General features: G+C 56.3%; 15 protein-coding genes. 11 read left to right on the forward strand and 4 right to left on the reverse strand.

Going from position 1 to position 18,772, the window contains the following annotated elements:
- Positions 1 to 36: 36 nt before the first annotated feature.
- A complete protein-coding gene (locus tag KO499_RS04135; protein ID WP_215982443.1) occupies positions 37 to 954 on the reverse strand; it encodes a helix-turn-helix domain-containing protein in 918 nt (305 codons plus the stop codon).
- 377 nt (positions 955 to 1,331) lie between these two features.
- On the opposite strand from KO499_RS04135, the gene nhaB reads away from it, so the two are divergent.
- Together nhaB and KO499_RS04145 are read left to right on the forward strand one after the other, a co-directional pair.
- The gene (nhaB, locus tag KO499_RS04140; protein ID WP_215982444.1) at positions 1,332 to 2,837 is read left to right on the forward strand and encodes a sodium/proton antiporter NhaB; all 1,506 of its coding nucleotides are present in this window, start codon (positions 1,332 to 1,334) and stop codon (positions 2,835 to 2,837) included.
- A 150-nt stretch (positions 2,838 to 2,987) separates the two neighbouring features.
- A complete protein-coding gene (locus KO499_RS04145; RefSeq protein WP_215982445.1) occupies positions 2,988 to 3,761 on the forward strand; it encodes a substrate-binding periplasmic protein in 774 nt (257 codons plus the stop codon).
- A gap of 13 nt (positions 3,762 to 3,774) precedes the next feature.
- Here the strand turns inward: KO499_RS04145 and KO499_RS04150 are convergent, their stop codons facing one another.
- The 3 genes from KO499_RS04150 to KO499_RS04160 all read right to left on the reverse strand — a co-directional run bounded on the left by KO499_RS04150 (position 3,775) and on the right by KO499_RS04160 (position 8,845).
- Positions 3,775 to 4,401, reverse strand: a complete 627-nt coding sequence (locus tag KO499_RS04150; RefSeq protein ID WP_416240384.1) for a DUF3047 domain-containing protein — start codon at positions 4,399 to 4,401, stop codon at positions 3,775 to 3,777.
- Between the two features lie 168 nt (positions 4,402 to 4,569).
- Entirely contained in the window at positions 4,570 to 5,475 is a 906-nt protein-coding gene (locus KO499_RS04155; protein WP_215982447.1) for a DNA-binding response regulator, read from the reverse strand.
- Complete coding sequence (locus KO499_RS04160) at positions 5,459 to 8,845, reverse strand: ATP-binding protein (protein WP_215982448.1); 3,387 nt, start codon at positions 8,843 to 8,845, stop codon at positions 5,459 to 5,461. Before KO499_RS04160 ends, KO499_RS04155 begins: the two co-directional genes overlap by 17 nt.
- 400 nt (positions 8,846 to 9,245) lie before the next feature.
- Here KO499_RS04160 and urtA point away from each other — a divergent pair, with 400 nt between their 5' ends.
- The 9 genes from urtA to fmdA all read left to right on the forward strand — a co-directional run bounded on the left by urtA (position 9,246) and on the right by fmdA (position 18,769).
- Positions 9,246 to 10,424: an urea ABC transporter substrate-binding protein gene (gene urtA, locus KO499_RS04165; RefSeq protein WP_228339805.1), complete on the forward strand. Its 1,179-nt coding sequence runs from the start codon at positions 9,246 to 9,248 to the stop codon at positions 10,422 to 10,424.
- An 82-nt stretch (positions 10,425 to 10,506) separates the two neighbouring features.
- On the forward strand, positions 10,507 to 11,433 hold the full coding sequence (gene urtB / locus KO499_RS04170; RefSeq protein WP_215982449.1) for an urea ABC transporter permease subunit UrtB: 927 nt from the start codon (positions 10,507 to 10,509) through the stop codon (positions 11,431 to 11,433).
- Positions 11,434 to 11,442: 9 nt separating this feature from the next.
- Positions 11,443 to 12,642, forward strand: coding sequence for an urea ABC transporter permease subunit UrtC (gene urtC / locus KO499_RS04175; protein WP_215982450.1), 1,200 nt, complete (start codon positions 11,443 to 11,445; stop codon positions 12,640 to 12,642).
- A complete protein-coding gene (gene urtD, locus KO499_RS04180; RefSeq protein WP_215982451.1) occupies positions 12,642 to 13,400 on the forward strand; it encodes an urea ABC transporter ATP-binding protein UrtD in 759 nt (252 codons plus the stop codon). The genes urtC and urtD overlap by 1 nt, the downstream gene beginning before the upstream one ends.
- 2 nt (positions 13,401 to 13,402) lie before the next feature.
- The gene (urtE, locus tag KO499_RS04185; protein ID WP_215982452.1) at positions 13,403 to 14,092 is read left to right on the forward strand and encodes an urea ABC transporter ATP-binding subunit UrtE; all 690 of its coding nucleotides are present in this window, start codon (positions 13,403 to 13,405) and stop codon (positions 14,090 to 14,092) included.
- Between the two features lie 14 nt (positions 14,093 to 14,106).
- Positions 14,107 to 15,153 (forward strand): aliphatic amidase, encoded by a 1,047-nt coding sequence (locus KO499_RS04190; RefSeq protein ID WP_215982453.1) that lies wholly within the window; start codon positions 14,107 to 14,109, stop codon positions 15,151 to 15,153.
- A gap of 29 nt (positions 15,154 to 15,182) precedes the next feature.
- The gene (locus KO499_RS04195; protein WP_215982454.1) at positions 15,183 to 16,220 is read left to right on the forward strand and encodes an AAA family ATPase; all 1,038 of its coding nucleotides are present in this window, start codon (positions 15,183 to 15,185) and stop codon (positions 16,218 to 16,220) included.
- Positions 16,221 to 16,365: 145 nt separating this feature from the next.
- Positions 16,366 to 17,373 (forward strand): formamidase, encoded by a 1,008-nt coding sequence (locus tag KO499_RS04200; protein WP_215982455.1) that lies wholly within the window; start codon positions 16,366 to 16,368, stop codon positions 17,371 to 17,373.
- Between the two features lie 163 nt (positions 17,374 to 17,536).
- The gene (gene fmdA / locus KO499_RS04205; protein ID WP_215982456.1) at positions 17,537 to 18,769 is read left to right on the forward strand and encodes a formamidase; all 1,233 of its coding nucleotides are present in this window, start codon (positions 17,537 to 17,539) and stop codon (positions 18,767 to 18,769) included.
- Positions 18,770 to 18,772: the final 3 nt, after the last annotated feature.

An 18,772-nucleotide genomic window follows, 5' to 3' on the forward strand; every position in this document is an offset into this window, starting at 1 on the left:
AATCATTACCATTATATTTAAATTGTTAGGCAGGACTTAACCGATTGGTGCATGCCGCAAAATTAATGGCTTGTTGAGAGTGACCGGAAGCCAGTATTCCATGGCAACCTCCGGTGCCCGGGGATCAAAGCCAGGCGGGTAGACTTCCAGATCGTATCCGTAGATCGCTTTACAGCCGGCGTAGGGCAGCCAGGCGCTGAAGAACCATTTCAGGATGTCAGACAGGGAGGTCATGGGTCCCTGGAAAGAAATGACAACGTAGTTCTGGGCAGGTACTGACAGGGTTTCCAGGGCCTGGCCGGCTGGCGCGTTGGCGGATTCAACGCCGGCGAGGTAGGAAAACCCGGAACCTGGTCCCTGGGACAGATCCAGAACCCCAAAGCTCGGGCATTCGTCGGCAAGGGCACCGGCCCTCGAAACCGACCTCCACAGCTCCGGTACCTTACGCTCAAAATCCGGGCTGGGTGAAAACAGCCCCTGCACTTTATCGGACCTGCCGGTAACCGAAAATGCCGGTTTTGAATCCAGGCGAATGCCAGGGACTCTGGCACGAAGAGACCTGTCTGGCAGAAGCTCGGGATCAAGACACAGAGGCGTTGTCAGCAGACAAGGAAGCCCGCGCCGGCGGTATTGAGCGGGTGGGCAGCCAAAGTGCTGTTTGAAACTTCGGCTGAAGCTGATATCTGACCCGAAGCCGCAGGCAAGTCCGATATCAATGATCCGTTGGTCGGTGAACAACAGCATTTCGGCTGCCAGACTCAACCGGAGACCTCTCACGTATTGGCTCGCTGATTGCCCGGTTTCGAAGGAAAACACCCGATTGAACTGCCAACGGGACCATCCACCGATCTTTGCCAGACTGGTAACGGCCAGGGGTTTGTCCAGGTTCCCGTGGATGTGTTTCAGGACCTGATCAATTCTGCTCTGTTGGAGTTGTCGGCCTGAGACGGTCATCCCGTATGCTGGGTTTCCTGTTGATGGGGTGGTTTTCACGTGCGTGAATCTTCAAGCAAAATAATAACGCAAACGACTCGCATTATCATTATTTTGATGGTCCACGCTTTGCGGGTGCAAAGATTGCGGTTTTTTAACCAAAGTGACCTTATTTCCTCTGGAATCGGTTAAAATACAGTCGCTGTGGTTATGCTCATCCAGTAACGCTAGTAAAAGCGCCGTGGTGGCTGAACTCTTCTTGTCCTCCTATTGTTATTGCGACCAAGTAAGGTCTGAAAACGTACCTTTGGACCCTACCGCGCAACGTTAATATCAAGGAAGATGCGAGCCTTCTGCCACACCATTCCAATAACCCGTTTTTTCAGAAGACTGTCGCAATGCCCACTACCGTCATCTCCGGCTTTACCCACAATTTTCTGGGCAAGGCGCCCATCTGGTACAAGCAGGTTATTCTGTTGTTTCTTGTCGCCAATCCGATTGTCATGTGGACATTGGGACCGGGAACGGCTGGCTGGCTGCTGATTGCCGAGTTTATCTTTACCCTCGCCATGGCGCTGAAGTGTTATCCCTTGTTGCCGGGAGGTCTGCTCGCCGTGGAGTCCTTGCTCATCGGGTTGACCACGCCCGATGCCGTATACCTTGAGGTGCTCACCAACTTCCCGGTTATTCTGCTGCTGATGTTCATGGTCGCAGGCATCTACTTCATGAAAGAACTGTTGCTGGTGACCTTTACCCAGATTCTGGTGGGCGTGCGTTCCAAGTCTGCCTTGTCCTTGCTGTTTTGTGTTGCGGCGGCGATTCTCTCGGCATTCCTGGATGCTCTGACGGTCACAGCGGTGATCATCAGCGTCGCAGTGGGTTTTTATTCGGTTTACCACAAGGTGGCCTCGGGCAAGGGATACCAGCACAAGGATCACAACGCCGGTAGTGATGATGAAGTCATCGAATTGCACCGCGAAGATCTGGAAAACTTCCGGGCCTTCCTGCGCAGTCTGCTGATGCACGGTGCAATCGGGACGGCTCTGGGTGGTGTAGCCACCATGGTGGGTGAACCGCAAAACCTGTTGATTGCCAAGGTGGTAGGCTGGGATTTCGCCGATTTCTTCCTGCACATGGCGCCGGTGAGTCTGCCGGTACTGGCAGCGGGACTGTTTACCTGCTGGGCTCTGGAGAAACTGCGTTGGTTTGGTTACGGCGGACGCTTACCCAAGCCTGTGCGCCGTGTGCTGGAAGAGTTTGCCGAGAACGAGCGGACCAAGCGCACCAAGGCGGATCAGGCAGCGCTTTGGGTTCAGGGGGTTGCTGCAGCGATCCTTGTTATTGGTCTGGCGTTCCATCTGGCCGAGGTTGGCCTGATTGGTTTGCTGGTCATCATCCTGATTACCTCATTTACCGGTGTGACCGATGAGCATCAGATTGGTAAAGCCTTCCAGGAGTCCCTGCCGTTTACTTCCCTGCTGGTGGTGTTCTTCGCGGTGGTTGCAGTGATTCACGAACAGCACCTGTTCAAGCCTATTATTGACTACGTTTTGTCGCTACCGGAAGCGCGTCAGCCAGGCATGTTTTTTATCGCCAATGGTGTGCTGTCGATGATCAGTGACAATGTGTTCGTGGCTACGGTGTATATCAGTGAGGTGAAGCAGGCCCTGGATGCGGGCGCGATCAGCTATGAGCATTTTCAGCAGCTGGCGGTGGCCATCAATACCGGTACCAATCTTCCGAGTGTGGCGACCCCGAATGGCCAGGCGGCTTTTCTGTTCCTGCTGACCTCTGCCATCGCGCCACTGGTTCGGCTGTCCTACGGGAAGATGGTTATCATGGCGTTTCCGTACATGCTGGTAATGGGGGGTGTCGGTCTGTACATGGTGATGAACCATATCTGACGACGAGTCCCCATTTTTTAGGGCAGCGTCCGTGCAGATTTGGCTGGGTCTGTTAACCTTTCTCTAAACAAGGCCAAACACCCAGACTTTATGCACAGCCACTGCCCGATCTGTTTATTTTATCTGCCATTTACCGGGTTTTCGTTCTTCATGCGCCGGTTTTTGCTGGCTGTCACTCTGCTGGCCATGGGAGCCCATGCCCATGGTGGTGTTCCCGGCAACCCGCTTCGCGTGGCCTACGTCGAGTTTCCGCCGATTACCTATCAAACCCCCGATGGTAAGCCGGCAGGAATGTTTATCGAGTTTACCAGGAAGGTTGCTGTTGAGGCGGGTTACGAACCGGAGTTTGTCTATCTGCCGGTGAGTCGTGCCTATCTATATCTCACCAACGGGAAGGTTGATGTCTGGCCGGGTTTGACCAATATTCCGGCCCTTGATGGTGAGGTTCTGGAAAGCTGGGCGAGTCCACTTCCCGCGCAGTTAAGTGCGTGGTATCTGGCGGGTACACAGCCTTTGGATCACTTCGACAAACTTCTGAACAAGACCGTCATCGTTATCGGGGGCTATACCTATGGCGGTTTGCTGTATTGGCTGGAGAGCAAGGATTCCATTCGCGTCACGGAAGCGCCCAATCATCGCTCGGCCCTGGATATGCTGAAGCGGGGGCGGGGTGATTATCTGCTCGACTATCGGCAACCGGTCATGGACACGCTGGAAGTGCCGGCTGACAGTATGATTCGCGAGTCTGAAGTGCGTTCCAGAAATCTGGCCTGGCTCTTTTCTCTGGCCAATCCGCGTGCCGCCATTGTTCGGGAAGCGTTTGACGATGCCTATATCCGCCTGGCAGAGACCGGTGAGGTTCCACCGGTCCGGAAGCTGAAGGAGGGCTACGTTATCCCGGGCTTTCCGGAGCAGTACCGATAGCCAGTGCGGCGCTTCAGAGCCCGGGTTTCAGATGGATATCCCCATACCAGGCCGTGGCCTTCTCACCGGTATTGTCCGAATCCGACATGATGGCAATACCCACCACCGGTGGCGGCTCCTCGCCAAAGGCTGTGCGATAGTCTGCCATGATATCCCGTTCCACAGAGACCCATTCTCCAACACGCTCTGAACCGGAACTAACGGCGATCATCATGGTTTTATCCGTGTAGGGATTGGCTACGATCTCCCCTTCGGCAAGACGGTTGGCCCAGATGTAGTTAAGGGCATTGCCCGGGAGGGTTTCGCCAGACAGCACCTCAACTGTTTTCCGTTTGGCGCGTTCGAAAAAGCCGGCTTTCTCGGGTTGGAATTCGAATGCGACATAGATTCTGGCAGCGTAGTCGTCACCTGATTTCTGACGGGCATCTCCGTGTTCAAAAACGTTGGAAATCTTCCAGCGCCACTGGAGTATCAGTGAATCCGACGGTTGCAGACTTACCCGGGCTATCAGGCCGGAGGCACCACCCTCGGTAGTCGCCTTCATCCGTTGCCGGCCATCTTCTGTTACCAGGGTATAACGGGTGAGCTGGTCAATTTTAGGGAATTCCAGTGGTTCCCAGCCGTCGTTCAGGGACTGCATTGTGGAAAACGGTGTCAGCGTTGATGGTTGCGCCGCCGTCAGGGGGCCGGAGAGGCTGACGAACGCCAGCAATATCAGGGACTTTGCTGTTATTTTCATGGTATTTCCTGTTTCCGGGAAAGGCTAACCCGATGGACAGGATATTAGCTCAGAAGTGCCCGGACACCCTCATTGTATGGCCAGCAGCCGAATCGCACTTGCCGCCGCCGCGGTCCGGTTTTCCACGCTCATTTTCCGGAAGATCTGTTCCAGGTGCTTGTTGACGGTTCGTGGGCTCATGTCCAGTATCTGACCGATTTCCCGGTTAGTTTTGCCATTGGCAATCCACAGTAGCACGTCAGATTCTCTGATGGTCAGGTCGAACCGTTCCCGCAGTGCTGCTGTTGCGTTGTTCTGGTTCTGGGGGGTTTTCAGCCGCAGAAGGTATTCCCGGTCATCCACAAGCGCCAGGTACTCTACCGATCGGGCCGTGCCCATAATGTCCATTGGCATACTGTGCCCCGGTTCCGGTTGATGTCCCAGCCACTCCTCAAGCCGGCCTCGGACCTCTGAAAACTCCGGGTGCGCGGTATCAGGCAGAAACTGACAGACACGGGGTGTTCCCCAGAGCAGATTGCCTCCCCGGTCGACGGCGAACAGATTCTGTCCGGCCGTGTCCAGAGCGCTGCGGGCACTGCGGGTCATTCGTGCGTTGGTCAGGTGCACGTCCATCCGGGCGAGCAGTTCGGTGGTGTTGATGGGTTTGGTCACATAGTCCACACCACCGGCATTGAGGCCCATCACGACGTGTTCTGTGTCGCTCAGCCCGGTCATGAAGATGATGGGTATATCCGCAAACGCCGGATTCTCCTTCAGACGTCGGCAGGTTTCGAATCCGTCCATGTTCGGCATCAGGGCATCCATCAGCACCACATCGGGGGTGATGTTCTGGCTGATGGTCAGTGCCTGATGGCCTTCAAGCGCTACCAACACGGTCATGCCAGCCTCTTCCAGGGCATCGTTAATCATTCGAATGGAGTCGACCGCGTCATCCACGACCATCACGACCGTTTTCCGGTCATTTTGAAGCTTCATGTTCAGCTACCTCAAGGAGTTCCAGGATTTTCCCGAACTGGAAATCGTTGGTGAGTTGAGTCAGTTCGTCGGTAAAGCGTTCTGTCGCTTCTCCCCGATGCCTCAGATCGTGGAGCAGTTCATGCAATCCCTTGCGGTGACCAATGCGGGCGAGATTCGCCAATGACTCACGATGAGCCATGGCCGGAAGCGGCAGATCGCCGGTGTCCGATACCGGGATGGCCGCCAGCGGCTCGGCACTCTTTTCGAATCGCCACTCCAGCGCCAGCACCCGGGCGATGGTGTCCAGTAGCAGGTTCAGGCGCACCGGCTTGATGATGTAGCCATCATGCAGGCGAGTGGAGTCCGCCGAGTGCTGGCCTTCATTGGCATCGGCGGACACCATGACCACCGGCATCGTACGTTTGTCTGCCCGTAGCTGTTCCAGGACCTCCCAGCCTGTTAGACCGGGCATCGAAACGTCCAGCAAGACCAGATCCGGTCGTTTGGCCTCAACGACGTCCACAACCTTGAGCGCATTGCCGGTATCGAAAATTTCGAAACCCAGCGGAGACAGCATGGCGCGGATGACCTGACGATGAGAGGTGTCATCATCCACCAGAAGGATTTTTCGACGGGTACCCTGATACCCATAAATCTGGCGTGCCGGTGCCGAGATTGAATGAGGGCTGGCGCTGTGCAGGCTGGATAACATCAGGCTGACTTTGAACGTGCTGCCGCGGCCAGCTTCGCTGTCCACGGAGATATCGCCTCCCATGATTTCGGTCAGCAGTCGGGTGATGGTCAGGCCCAGGCCGGTGCCAACCCGGCTCTGTCCCGGCAGACGGATCCGTTCGAAGGGACGGAAGATGCGCTCCATGTTTTCGTCGGCGATGCCTTCGCCGGTGTCCTGCACGGTGAATTCTGCGACCTGGCTGCGATAACGCAGGGTCAGGGCTACTCCGCCCTTGTCGGTGTATTTAATAGCGTTGGAGAGCAGGTTTATCAGAATCTGGCGCAGCCGTTTTTCATCGGTGGTTACCATTTCCGGCAACGGGTTCGGACAATGGTAATCAAAGGCCAGTCCTTTCTCTTCGGCCTGCAGCCGGAACATGGTAACCAGCTGCTCCATCAGCAAACCGATGCGCACCTGATCCCGGTGCAGGTCGAGCCGGCCGGCTTCGATTTTCGAGATATCCAGCAGGCCCTCAATCAGGTCGGCGAGATATTCACCACTGCGGCGGATGACACCCAGGGCTTCTTTGCGGTTGTCGGGGATAGAGTCATCGTTCTCCATGAGCTGGGCATAGCCGAGAATGGCATTGAGCGGTGACCGGAGTTCGTGGCTGATTCCGGTCAGATAACGACTCTTCGCACCATTGGCCGCTTCCGCCTGTTCCTTGGCCTGCTGCAGCGCCTGGTCGGTTCGTTCGTGCGCCAGGATCTCTTCCGTCAACAGGCGGGTCTGACGCTGGGATTCTTCCTCGGCGACGACCCGGCTTTCATGAGCCAGCACAAACAGCCAGCAGATCACGCCGGTAACGATCAGCAGAATGAAGAATACTTTCCACAGAGTGACAGACAGCAGCAGTGCTTCGGGCGCCGAGGCCACGGGTGTCTTGTAGTGGATCAGAGACAGCAGCAGGCCGGACAGACCATTGATCAGGACCAGCAAAGTCAGGAAATGACCAAGACGGGAATGCAGGCGGCTCAGTATATTTTGGGGAATCAGCTTGCCCAGAAATTGCTGGAGCTGTGCCTGATAACCGGCACCAGGTTTGCACGAATCACCACACCGGGCGTCCAGCGAGCAGCACAGGGAACAGATGATGCCGTCGTACGCCGGGCAGGTGGTCACGTCTTCCGGTTCGAGCTTGTACTCGCAGATTGTGCACTGAACCAGCTGATGGTCGGTTGCCAGGGGAACAAAGGGGCGGGCGGTATAGAACCGACCGCCGGTTTTCCAGGCGATCAGGGGGGCTGTCAGCAGTGCTACCCCCAGCGCAATGAAGTGGGACAGCGCCTGGGCATACTCACCCAGGGTGCCGGTGTGGCAAACGATGCCTACCACGGAGGCGGCAAGCATGGCACCGACGCCTACCGGGTTGATGTCATACAGATGGGCTCGCTTGAACTCTATATGCCTGGGGCTGAGCCCGAGCGGCTTGTTGATCACAAGATCGGCCACCAGAGCCCCAACCCAGGCAATGGCGATGATGCCATAGAACCCGAGGGTTTCCTCCAGCGCCCGGTAGACCCCCAGCTCCATCACCAACAGGGCAATTGCCACGTTGAAGAACAGCCAGACCACGCGACCGGGATGGCTGTGGGTCAGCCGCGAGAAGAAGTTGGACCAGGCAATAGAGCCGGCGTAGGCGTTGGTGACGTTGATCTTGAGCTGGCACAGGATGACGAAGATACCGGCCATCGCCAGGGATATTTCCGGGGAGTGCGTAATGTAGCTGAACGCCACCAGGTACATCTGGGTGGGGTCAGCCGCTTCACTTGCCGACACGCCCTGATTCAGCGCAAGGACTGCCAGAAAGGAGCCTGCCAGAATTTTCAAGGTCCCAACCACGATCCAGCCCGGACCACCGGACATGACCGCCAGCCACCACCGTTTTCGCTCTGCCTCGTTCCGGGGTTCGGGAATAAAGCGCAGAAAATCGACCTGCTCGCCGATCTGGGCAATCAGTGAGAACACCACCGCAGCAGCGGCGCCGAACATCACCACGTTGAGCCCCTGACCGGCGCTGAGACCGACACCCTCGAACCGGGTCCAGTCACTGATGGACGACGCGTCGGCATAAATGATGAACACGAAAGGTGCCAGCTGCAGCAGAAGCCACACAGGCTGGGTCCAGACCTGAAACCGACTGATGGTGGTAATGCCGTGAGTGACCAGGGGAATGATCACCACCGCACAGATCAGGTAACCGAGTACCAGAGGGATATCAAACAGCATCTCCAGGGCCATGGCCATGATCGCGGCTTCGATGGCGAAAAAGATGAATGTGAACGAGGCATAGATCAGCGAAGTAATGGTTGAACCGATGTAGCCAAAGCCGGCACCCCGGGTGAGCAGATCAATGTCCACGCCATAGCGCGCGGCGTAGTAGCTGATCGGAATCGCGGTGAGGAAGATCACCAGGCTGACCGCCAGGATAGCGGCCACCGCGTTATCAAAGCCGTAGTGCAGGGTAATGGAACCGCCAATGGCCTCCATGGCCAGGAACGAGATTGCCCCCAGGGCCGTGTTGCTGACCCGGGAAGCAGACCAGCGCCGGGCGCTCTTGGCAGTAAAGCGCAGAGCATAGTCTTCCAGCGTCTGGTTGGCGACCCATTGGTTGTAGCGGCGCCGAACCCGAAAAATATTCTGTTTTGCGGCCATTGTTGCCTTGCCTGTCTAACCCGGGGAATTGCCCGGTCTTGGTGCGATTCTTTGGTTCGGCGTGTTGGAACTGAAAATCATATCAAGTTTCGTGCCATAGCCTGTTGCACCGGGAAATGCGGTCACACCTGATTCGTGCACCTGCGTTTTAGCCTGTGTTGCCCGGTATCGGAATGCGTCAAATGACGTAGTGCGCTGGGGTGAATGCCGAATGGGCACCCTTGAGGGGGCCGAGCAGAATGATTGTCGTGGGCACTGTGCTTTCGAAGGGAAGCGCGGATCCGGACTTCAAACAATGCGAGGAATCACCATGGGTACCACAGATATAGCCGCCAGAGGGCGGCCATTTGGCAAGGGAACTGGATTTCGAAAAAGCCTGATGACATTGGCGGCGTCCGTCATGCTGGCCACTTCCGCACACGGGGCGACACCGGCCACCGCTGAGGTCAACACTACCGGCCTGGCGGTAACGGATGACACCGTCACCGTTGGTATACTGCACTCCATCACCGGCACCATGGCGCTCAGTGAGATTGGTTCTGTTCAGGCGGAGAAGCTCGCCATTGATCAGATCAACGCCTCGGGCGGGGTTCTGGGGCGTCAGATTGAATTCGTCCAGGAAGACGGTGCCAGTGACTGGCCGACATTTGCTGAAAAGTCGCGCAAGCTTTTGCGCCAGGACAATGTGGCAGCCATCTTTGGAGCCTGGACCTCGGCCTCACGCAAAGCCATCCTGCCGGTCATCGAGCAGTACAACGGCATGCTGTATTACCCCACGTTCTATGAGGGACTCGAGCAGTCTCCCAACGTGGTTTACACCGGCCAGGAAGCTACCCAGCAGATTCTCGCGGGTATTGACTGGGCTGTTGAAGCAAAAGGCGCAAAGACATTCTATCTGCTCGGCTCGGACTACATCTGGCCGCGTACCTCCAACAAGATTGCCCGCAAGCACATCGACAAACTGGGCCTGAAAGTAGTGGGTGAAGAGTACTACCCGCTTGGCCACACCCAGTTCAACTCCGTTATCAACAAGATCAAGCTGAAAAAGCCCGACGTGATCTTCGCCTCGGTTGTGGGCGGATCCAACGTTGCTTTCTACAAGCAAATGAAAGCGGCCGGTGTTGATTTCACCGATGAGAAGCCTCTGCTGCTGACCATCTCGGTAACCGAAGACGAAATCCGTGGTATCGGTGGTGAGAACGTGGAAGGCATCTACGCCTCCATGAAGTACTTCCAGAGTCTTGATAACCCCAACAACAAAGAGTTTGTTGCGGCCTTCAAGGAAGCCTACGGCGACGACATGGTGATCGGTGACGTTACCCAAGCGGCTTACCTTGGTCCCTGGTTGTGGAAGGCGGCTGTTGAAAAAGCCGGCTCCTTCGATATTGACGAAATCCGCAAAGAGTTTGCCGGTATCGAGTTCAACAAGGCGCCAGAAGGTTATGTGCGCATTCACGAGAACCATCACCTCTGGTCCAAGACACGAATTGGCCAGGCGCAGCTCGACGGACAATACAAAGTTGTCTACGAAACGGAAGAGCTGATGGAGCCGGACCCGTTCCCGGAGGGTTACCAGTAAGACTGAATGGCCGGCGCCCCAGTGCGCCGGCTTTCATCGCCTCCATAACGCAAAGCATGTTGGTTTGAAGGGGAGAAGGGTCATGTTCGATGGCTACACCAGCAGTGAATTGATGTCGATATTTGCCATGCAGGGATTTGCCGGGCTCTCCCTGTTTTCAGTGTTCGTACTGATGGCAATGGGCCTGGCCATCATTTTCGGTCAGATGGGGGTGATCAACATGGCCCACGGGGAGTTCATGATCCTCGGAGCCTACACCACCTACCTGACATCGGGTTTCTTTCAGAGTTACTTGCCGGGATTGTTCGGCGGGTATTTTCTTATCGCCATGGTCCTGGCGTTTATTGTGTGTGCCGCACTCGGGGCGTTGGTCGAGTGGCTCATGATACGGCATCTGTACCACCGGCCACTGGACACCCTGCTGGCAACCTGGGGTTTGAGTCTGATCATGCAGCAGGCGTATCGCTCTATCTTTGGCGCCCGGGAAGTGGGTGTTGAGCTGCCGGAATGGATGATCGGGGCGATCAGCGTGACCGACCTCGTGGAACTGCCAATCAACGGTCTGTTCGTAATGATTATCGCGCTTTCCATCGCGGTTGGCGTCTACCTACTGATGTACCGCTCCGGCTACGGCAAGAAAGTCCGTGCCGTGGTTCAGAACCGGCCCATGGCCGAAGCCGTTGGTATCAACAGCGCCGGTATTGACCGGGCTACCTTTGCTCTTGGTTGTGGCATCGCCGGTATTGCTGGCGCAGCGTTCACCATGATCGGTTCTACCGGGCCATCATCCGGCCAGGCCTACATCGTCGATACCTTCCTGGTGGTGGTCTTCGGCGGCGCGCAAAGCCTGATCGGCACCATTATCTCCGCCTTCGGTATTTCCCAGGCTCAGTCCACCATGGAGTTCTTCCTCAGTGGTTCCATGGCCAAGGTACTCACCCTGCTGGTCGTCGTCGGCATTCTGATGCTGCGTCCGGAAGGACTCATGGCCCTCAAGGTCCGTCGCTAGGAGACTGTCATGAAAAGTTCATCCCCCCTGAAGTGGTTTGGCTCCCGAGAGGGGCTGTATTACCTGGCACTGGCTTTCCTGCTGGTGATTATCCTGCCGTTGGCTCTGGATCCGTTCCGGCTGAACATGGTGGGCAAATATCTGACTTACGCCTTCGTCGCCATCGGCCTCGTAATGTGCTGGGGTAAAGCGGGTATCCTCAGCCTTGGCCAGGGTGTGTTCTTTGGTCTGGGCGGCTACTGCATGGCGATGTTCCTGAAGCTGGAGGCCTCCACGCCGGAGGCCACGGCAATCCAGTCCACACCGGGCATTCCGGATTTCATGGACTGGAACCAGCTCACCGAGCTGCCCTGGTTCTGGGAGCCGTTCCACAGCTTCTCGTTCACCCTGATCGCCGTTATCGGTGTGCCGATGCTGCTGGCGTTTGTGATCGGTTTTGCGATGTTCACCCGCCGGGTTGGTGGCGTGTACTTCGCCATCATCACCCAGGCCATCGCCGCCATCCTGACCATCCTGATCATCGGGCAACAGGGTTACACCGGTGGGGTAAACGGCATTACCGATCTGAAGACCCTGATGGGCTGGGACATCCGTACCGATGAGGCGCGAACCACCCTGTACTTCATCTGTGTTGGCATGTTGTTCCTGTGCCTGTTCGTGGCGCGACTGGTCCAGAACCGGAAGCTGGGTCGCATTCTCGTGGCCATGAATGCCCAGGAAATGCGGGTGCGCTTTTCCGGTTATGACGTGGCGGCCTTCAAGATCTTCGTGTTCTGCCTCGCTGCGGCCTTCGCCGGTATCGGCGGCGCGATGTTTACCCTGATTGTTGGCTTCATGTCGCCGTCGTTCATCGGCATTGTTGCCTCCATCGAGATGGTTATCTTCTGTGCGCTTGGCGGGCGGTTGTCCATTCTCGGAGCGGTCTACGGTGCCTTGCTGGTGAACGCCGCCAAAAGTGGCTTCTCCGAATCCTTCCCGGAACTCTGGCCGTTTGCCATGGGTGCACTGTTTATCGGTGTGGTGCTGGCTTTCCCGAATGGTCTGGCAGGGCTTTACCAGAGTTACGTGATACCCCTGGAGGACCGTCTGCTCAAGCGTAAGAAGCCAGAGGCTGAACCTGCGGCCAAGCCTGCAGCGGCACAGCCGGATGCTGAGAAAGCCGACGATTATGATCCGATGATCAACTCTTATAGCCCGGAGAAATCGTGATGAGTGCAGCCAAGAGCAAAGGCAAGGATTTTCTGTTGGCGGTTGAGGGCCTGACCGTGTCGTTCGATGGATTCAAGGCCGTGGACGACCTGTCTTTCTATCTCGATCCAAAGGAAATCCGGGTCATCATCGGCCCTAACGGGGCTGGAAAAACAACCGTTCTGGACCTGATCTGCGGCAAGACCAAAGCGACGGCAGGCTCAATCAAGTTTGCGGGCAAGGAGCTCACCAAACTCAAGGAGCACCAGATTGTTCACTCGGGGGTCGGCCGGAAATTCCAGACCCCGTCGGTTTTCGAAGACCTGACGGTTTTCGAAAACCTTGAGGTGTCCTACCCCCAGGGCCACAGCGTGATGGGGGCACTGGCGTTCAAACGTGATGCCGCGGTTATTGAGGCGGTTGAGGAAGTGGCAGAGACCATCTTCCTGACCGATGCCCTGAACGAACCGGCAGCGCTGTTGAGCCATGGACAGAAGCAGTGGCTGGAGATCGGTATGTTGCTGATCCAGAAACCCGACCTGCTGATGCTGGACGAGCCGGTGGCTGGCATGTCCGTGGCGGAGCGCAAGAAAACCGCCGAGTTGCTCAAGGTGATCACCCGGGATCATACGGTACTGGTGATTGAGCATGACATGCAGTTTGTCGGCGATATTGCCGATCGGGTCACCGTCATGCATCAGGGCAAGGTTCTTTCGGAAGGGTCCATCGAGCATGTGAAGTCGGATCCGAAAGTCATCGAAGTCTACCTGGGGCACTGATCATGCTGAACGTGAAACATCATTCTGTGGCCTATGGCCAAAGCACCATCATCGATGACCTGAATCTTGACGTGGCCAAGCAGGAAATTGTCGCCGTCGTGGGTCGTAACGGTATGGGTAAAACCACGCTGATGAAATCCCTGGTGGGTATGACGCCCACCAAAGGTGGTGACGTCACCCTTGATGGCACCAACCTGTCCAACCTGAAGAGTTTTCAGCGGGTGCGTGCCGGGATCGGGTTCGTACCCCAGGGGCGCATGATTTTCCCGACCCTGACGGTGCGGGAGAACATTGAAACCGGTCTGGCTGCTGTCGGTGAGAAGAAGGTTCCCGAGGACCTGTACGAGTTGTTCCCGGTGCTCAAGGAAATGCAGAACCGTCGGGGTGGCAACCTGTCGGGTGGTCAGCAGCAACAGCTGGCGATCGCCCGGGCTCTGGCAACGCGTCCCAAGGTGCTGTTGCTGGATGAACCCACCGAGGGTATCCAGCCCAACATTATCAAGGACATTGCCCAGACTCTGCGTCGCATTCGGGATGAGCGGGGCCTGTCGATTGTGGTGTCTGAACAGGTATTGAGTTTCGTGATGGACGCGGCGGACCGGATCCTGGTGATCGAGAAGGGCGCCATTGTGCACGAAGAGAGTAGGGAAGAAGCGGATCAGGACAAGATTGCAAGTTATCTGGCGGTTTAACGAGGAGTTACGTGATGAGACACGGTGATATTTCCAGCAGTGACGACACCGTCGGAGTGGCGGTGGTGAACTACAAGATGCCCCGGCTGCACACCAGGGCCGAGGTGCTGGATAACGCCCGCAAGATCGCTGACATGATCAAGGGCATGAAGATCGGCCTGCCGGGCATGGATCTGGTGGTGTTCCCGGAATACAGCACCATGGGCATCATGTACGACAACGACGAGATGATGGAGACGGCCGCCACGATCCCCGGTGACGAAACCGCTATTTTCTCCGCTGCCTGTCGCGAGGCCAATACCTGGGGCGTGTTCTCCCTCACCGGTGAACGCCATGAAGATCACCCCAATAAAGCGCCGTACAACACACTGGTGCTGATCAATAACGAAGGTGAGATCGTACAGAAGTACCGCAAGTGCATTCCCTGGTGCCCAATTGAGGGCTGGTACCCCGGTGACACCACTTATGTTACCGAAGGCCCGAAGGGCATGAAGATCAGCCTGATCATCTGTGACGACGGCAATTACCCGGAAATCTGGCGCGACTGCGCGATGAAAGGCGCCGAACTCATTGTCCGCTGCCAGGGCTATATGTACCCCGCCAAGGAGCAGCAAGTGATGATGGCCAAAAGCATGGCCTGGGCCAATAACTGCTATGTAGCGGTGGCCAACGCCTCGGGCTTTGACGGCGTGTATTCCTACTTTGGCCACTCCGCGATTATCGGCTTTGATGGCCGCACCCTGGGTGAGTGTGGCGAGGAAGACATGGGGGTTCAGTACGCCCAGCTTTCTGTCAGCCAGATCCGTGATGCCCGCCAGAACGACCAGTCGCAGAATCACCTGTTCAAGCTGCTGCACCGGGGTTACACCGGGGTTCACAATTCCGGCGATGGTGACAAGGGCGTGGCGGATTGTCCTTTTGACTTCTACCGCACCTGGGTGATGGACGCCCAAAAGGCACAGGAAAACGTTGAAGCCATGACCCGGGGTACGATCGGCGTCGCTGAATGCCCGGTTGGCCAGCTTCCGGTGGACGGAAAAGAGAAATCGGCAGGCGGGTAACATTCTGCCTGCCCTGGAGACGAGCATCTATGCCTTTCATTAATGATCAGATTGAGGCTAACCGGCGCGTCATTGCGGAGCATGAAGCTCCACCGGGCCTGAGGCAGACGCGTTATACCTTCGACCCGGACCATGTTTCCCGGGCCCTGCAATCGCGGATCGTCGGGCAGAGTGAGGCTCTGTCTCACCTTGACGGTCTGCTTCAGGTTGTCCGGGCAGACATTGGTTCCAACCATCGCCCCCTGGGTGTCTGCCTGCTTATGGGGCCGACGGGAGTCGGTAAAACAGAGACGGTTCATATCGTGTCGGAGCTGATTCACGGTAGCCGTCAGGCGTTGTGCCGTATCGATATGAATACGCTCAGCCAGGAGCACTATGCATCTGCCCTCACCGGAGCACCGCCGGGCTATGTGGGGAGCAAGGAAGGCCACACCCTGTTCGATGCAGACAAGATTCAGGGCAGTTACAGCAAACCGGGTATTGTCCTGTTCGATGAACTGGAGAAAGCCAGCCCGGAGGTGATTCGAAGCTTGCTGAATATCCTGGATACGGGGGTACTGACGCTGCCAGCTGGTAACCGGACGATCCATTTTCACAACACCCTGATATTCATGACCAGCAACCTTGGTGCGACCGAGCTGCTGCAATACCAGAACCGGTTTCGGCGAGGATGGCGGAAACTGCTCAAGCCCCGACAGGTGTCAGAATCGCGTATTCTTGATGAGGCGCTGAATCGTCGCTTTGATCCGGAGTTTGTGAATCGTATTGACCTCATTCTGCAGTACCAGCGTTTACCTGAAGGCGAAGCGGGAAGACTGCTCGACCTTGAGTTGGACAAACTGCGCCGGCGATTACAGGATCATCATGTCGATCTGGAACTGACGCGGGCGGCCAGGGATTTCATGTGCCGTGATTACGATACCCGCTACGGTGCCCGAGATCTGGGCCGGGTGGTTCGCCATGAACTGGGGCCTGTCGTTGCCAGAGCAATGTTGTCGAATCCTGCGTCCACAGGTTTTGACGTGGACTGTACAGACAACGAATTGACGGCCCGAGCTCGGGCTTAGAGAGCTGGTTTATTGGGCTGAAAGCCTTGTCAGCAGCGGCGTAGACGGACTACGTTATTTGACGCATTGTTGGAACGTTATAACATTGCCACTATTCCATGGCAGCTGCTGAGAATTTTATCGGACATTATTCAGGAGTCTTAACATGGCGAGTACAGGTAGTGTCAGCGCTTGGGAAGAAGCGCTTCTGGTTGCAATGATTCAGTACCCCGTTCCCGTGATCAAAGGGCCGGAGGATATCCAGGTCCAGGTGGATCAGATCTGCAAGGCTCTTGCCTCGACCAAGGCAGGTTATCCGGATCTGGATCTGATTGTTTTCCCGGAGTATTCCACCCAGGGCCTGAATACCGCGATCTGGACCTATGACGAAATGCTGCTGACCATCGACAGCCCGGAAATAGACCAGTTCAGGCAGGCCTGTATCGATAACAACGTCTGGGCTGTGTTTTCGTTGATGGAGAAAAATGAGGACCCATCAAAGCCACCGTACAATACGGCCATTATCGTCAACAGTGATGGTGAAATTGCACTTCACTACCGCAAGCTTCAGCCCTGGGTGCCGATTGAGCCCTGGTCCCCCGGCAATTACGGCATGCCGGTTTGTGACGGGCCTAAAGGGTCCAAGCTGGCGGTGTGTATCTGCCACGACGGTATGTTCCCGGAACTGGCCCGGGAGGCCGCCTACAAAGGTGCCAACGTCTACATTCGTATCTCCGGTTATTCCACCCAGGTTAACGATCAGTGGATCTGGACCAACCGCACAAATGCCTGGCAAAACCTGATGTACACCATCTCGGTCAACCTCGCAGGTTATGACGGCGTCTTCTATTACTTCGGTGAAGGCACGGTCTGTAACTACGACGGTAACGTGGTCCAGCAGGGGCATCGCAATCCATGGGAGATTGTCACCGCGGAGCTGTTCCCGAGACTGGTGGACAAGGCAAGGGAAAACTGGGCACTGGAGAACAACATCTTCAACCTGGGTTGTCGCGCCTACGTTGGCCAGCCTGGAGGCAGCACCGAAAACTACCTCACCTGGGTCAAGGATCTTGCCGAGGGCAACTACAAGCTCCCCTGGGATGACAAGGTCAAGATCCGAGATGGCTGGAAATACTACCCCGATGGCGTAAAGCTGGGGCCTATGCCGAAATAGCCACTCAGCCTGACAGGTAACGAAGACCATCATCAGCCTCCCGCCTACGTTAAATGACGTAGGTGGGTGGTGCTATTAACGAATAGCTGCACTCAGTGGATTCACCGATAGTGATCGTGTTCCTGTCCACTCGACCACGATGATTCGCTGAGGAGTTACCACGATGGCTGAAACCCTTATCAAAGTTGATTTGAGCAAATCCGCTTACGAGAACGAGAATATCCACAATCGCTGGCACCCCGATATCCCGATGGCGGTGACCGTCAAGCCGGGCGATGATTTTGTCCTTGAATGCTATGACTGGACCGGGGGGCAGATCGAGAACAACGACAGCGCGGATGATGTGCGTGATGTTGATCTTACCCAGGTGCATTTCCTGTCTGGCCCGGTCGGCGTTGAAGGCGCTGAACCCGGCGATCTGCTGGAGGTGGATATCCTCGATATCGGTGCCTTCAAGGATCAGCAGTGGGGGTTCAATGGCTTTTTCTCCAAGCAGAATGGCGGCGGCTTCCTGACTGAGCATTTTCCGGACGCGCAGAAATCCATCTGGGATTTCAACGGTATGTTCACCAAATCCCGTCACATCCCGAACGTGGAATTTGCCGGCATGATCCACCCGGGGCTGATTGGTTGTCTGCCCTCCAGGGAAATGCTGGATGAATGGAACCGGCGCGAGAAAGAACTCTACGATACCGAGCCCGATCGTGTGCCCGGCCTGGCCAATCTGCCGTACGCCGATACCGCTCACCTGGGCAAGCTGGCCGGCGATGCCGTCAAGAGTGCCGCGGCTGAAGCCGCCCGTACCGTTCCGCCCCGTGAACACGGCGGTAACTGTGACATCAAGGATCTGTCTCGGGGTTCCAAGGTGTATTTCCCGGTTTATGTGAAAGGTGGCGGCCTGTCGGTAGGCGACCTTCATTTCAGCCAGGGCGATGGTGAAATCACCTTCTGTGGTGCTATCGAAATGGCTGGCTGGATCCATCTGCGGGTGAATGTGATCAAGGATGGGATATCGAAATACGGCATCAAGAATCCGGTCTTCAAACCCAGCACCATCAAGCCGCGTTACGAGGATTATGTGATCTTCGAGGGTATTTCGGTCGATGAGCAGGGCAAGCAGCATTACCTCGATGTGCATGTGGCCTATCGCCAGGCCTGTCTGAACGCCATTGAGTACCTTGCCAAGTTTGGCTACACCCCGGCTCAGAGTTACGCCTTGTTGGGTTGTGCGCCGGTGGAAGGACACATCAGTGGTGTCGTGGACGTGCCGAACGCCTGTGCAACACTCTGGCTGCCGACTGAAATCTTTGACTTTGACATTAACCCGACGGCGGAAGGGCCAACCAAGAAGGTCACACCGGGCGTTGACGTACCTCTGTCAAAGGATAAGGAATAAGCC

The organism is Marinobacter sp. F3R08, assembly GCF_018860425.1.
In the GTDB taxonomy this organism is placed as follows: Bacteria; Pseudomonadota; Gammaproteobacteria; order Pseudomonadales; family Oleiphilaceae; genus Marinobacter.

Excerpts from the sequence above, each read along its gene's own strand:
- KO499_RS04200 (WP_215982455.1), top strand. The coding sequence starts at position 16,366 with ATGGCGAGTACAGGTAGTGTCAGCGCTTGGGAAGAAGCGCTTCTGGTT.
- urtC (WP_215982450.1), top strand. The coding sequence starts at position 11,443 with ATGAAAAGTTCATCCCCCCTGAAGTGGTTTGGCTCCCGAGAGGGGCTG.
- urtB (WP_215982449.1), top strand. The coding sequence starts at position 10,507 with ATGTTCGATGGCTACACCAGCAGTGAATTGATGTCGATATTTGCCATG.
- KO499_RS04155 (WP_215982447.1), bottom strand. The coding sequence starts at position 5,475 with ATGAAGCTTCAAAATGACCGGAAAACGGTCGTGATGGTCGTGGATGAC.
- urtE (WP_215982452.1), top strand. The coding sequence starts at position 13,403 with ATGCTGAACGTGAAACATCATTCTGTGGCCTATGGCCAAAGCACCATC.
- KO499_RS04145 (WP_215982445.1), top strand. The coding sequence starts at position 2,988 with ATGCGCCGGTTTTTGCTGGCTGTCACTCTGCTGGCCATGGGAGCCCAT.
- KO499_RS04190 (WP_215982453.1), top strand. The coding sequence starts at position 14,107 with ATGAGACACGGTGATATTTCCAGCAGTGACGACACCGTCGGAGTGGCG.
- nhaB (WP_215982444.1), top strand. The coding sequence starts at position 1,332 with ATGCCCACTACCGTCATCTCCGGCTTTACCCACAATTTTCTGGGCAAG.
- KO499_RS04150 (WP_416240384.1), bottom strand. The coding sequence starts at position 4,401 with ATGCAGTCCCTGAACGACGGCTGGGAACCACTGGAATTCCCTAAAATT.
- KO499_RS04135 (WP_215982443.1), bottom strand. The coding sequence starts at position 954 with ATGACCGTCTCAGGCCGACAACTCCAACAGAGCAGAATTGATCAGGTC.
- fmdA (WP_215982456.1), top strand. The coding sequence starts at position 17,537 with ATGGCTGAAACCCTTATCAAAGTTGATTTGAGCAAATCCGCTTACGAG.
- KO499_RS04195 (WP_215982454.1), top strand. The coding sequence starts at position 15,183 with ATGCCTTTCATTAATGATCAGATTGAGGCTAACCGGCGCGTCATTGCG.
- urtD (WP_215982451.1), top strand. The coding sequence starts at position 12,642 with ATGAGTGCAGCCAAGAGCAAAGGCAAGGATTTTCTGTTGGCGGTTGAG.
- urtA (WP_228339805.1), top strand. The coding sequence starts at position 9,246 with ATGCTGGCCACTTCCGCACACGGGGCGACACCGGCCACCGCTGAGGTC.
- KO499_RS04160 (WP_215982448.1), bottom strand. The coding sequence starts at position 8,845 with ATGGCCGCAAAACAGAATATTTTTCGGGTTCGGCGCCGCTACAACCAA.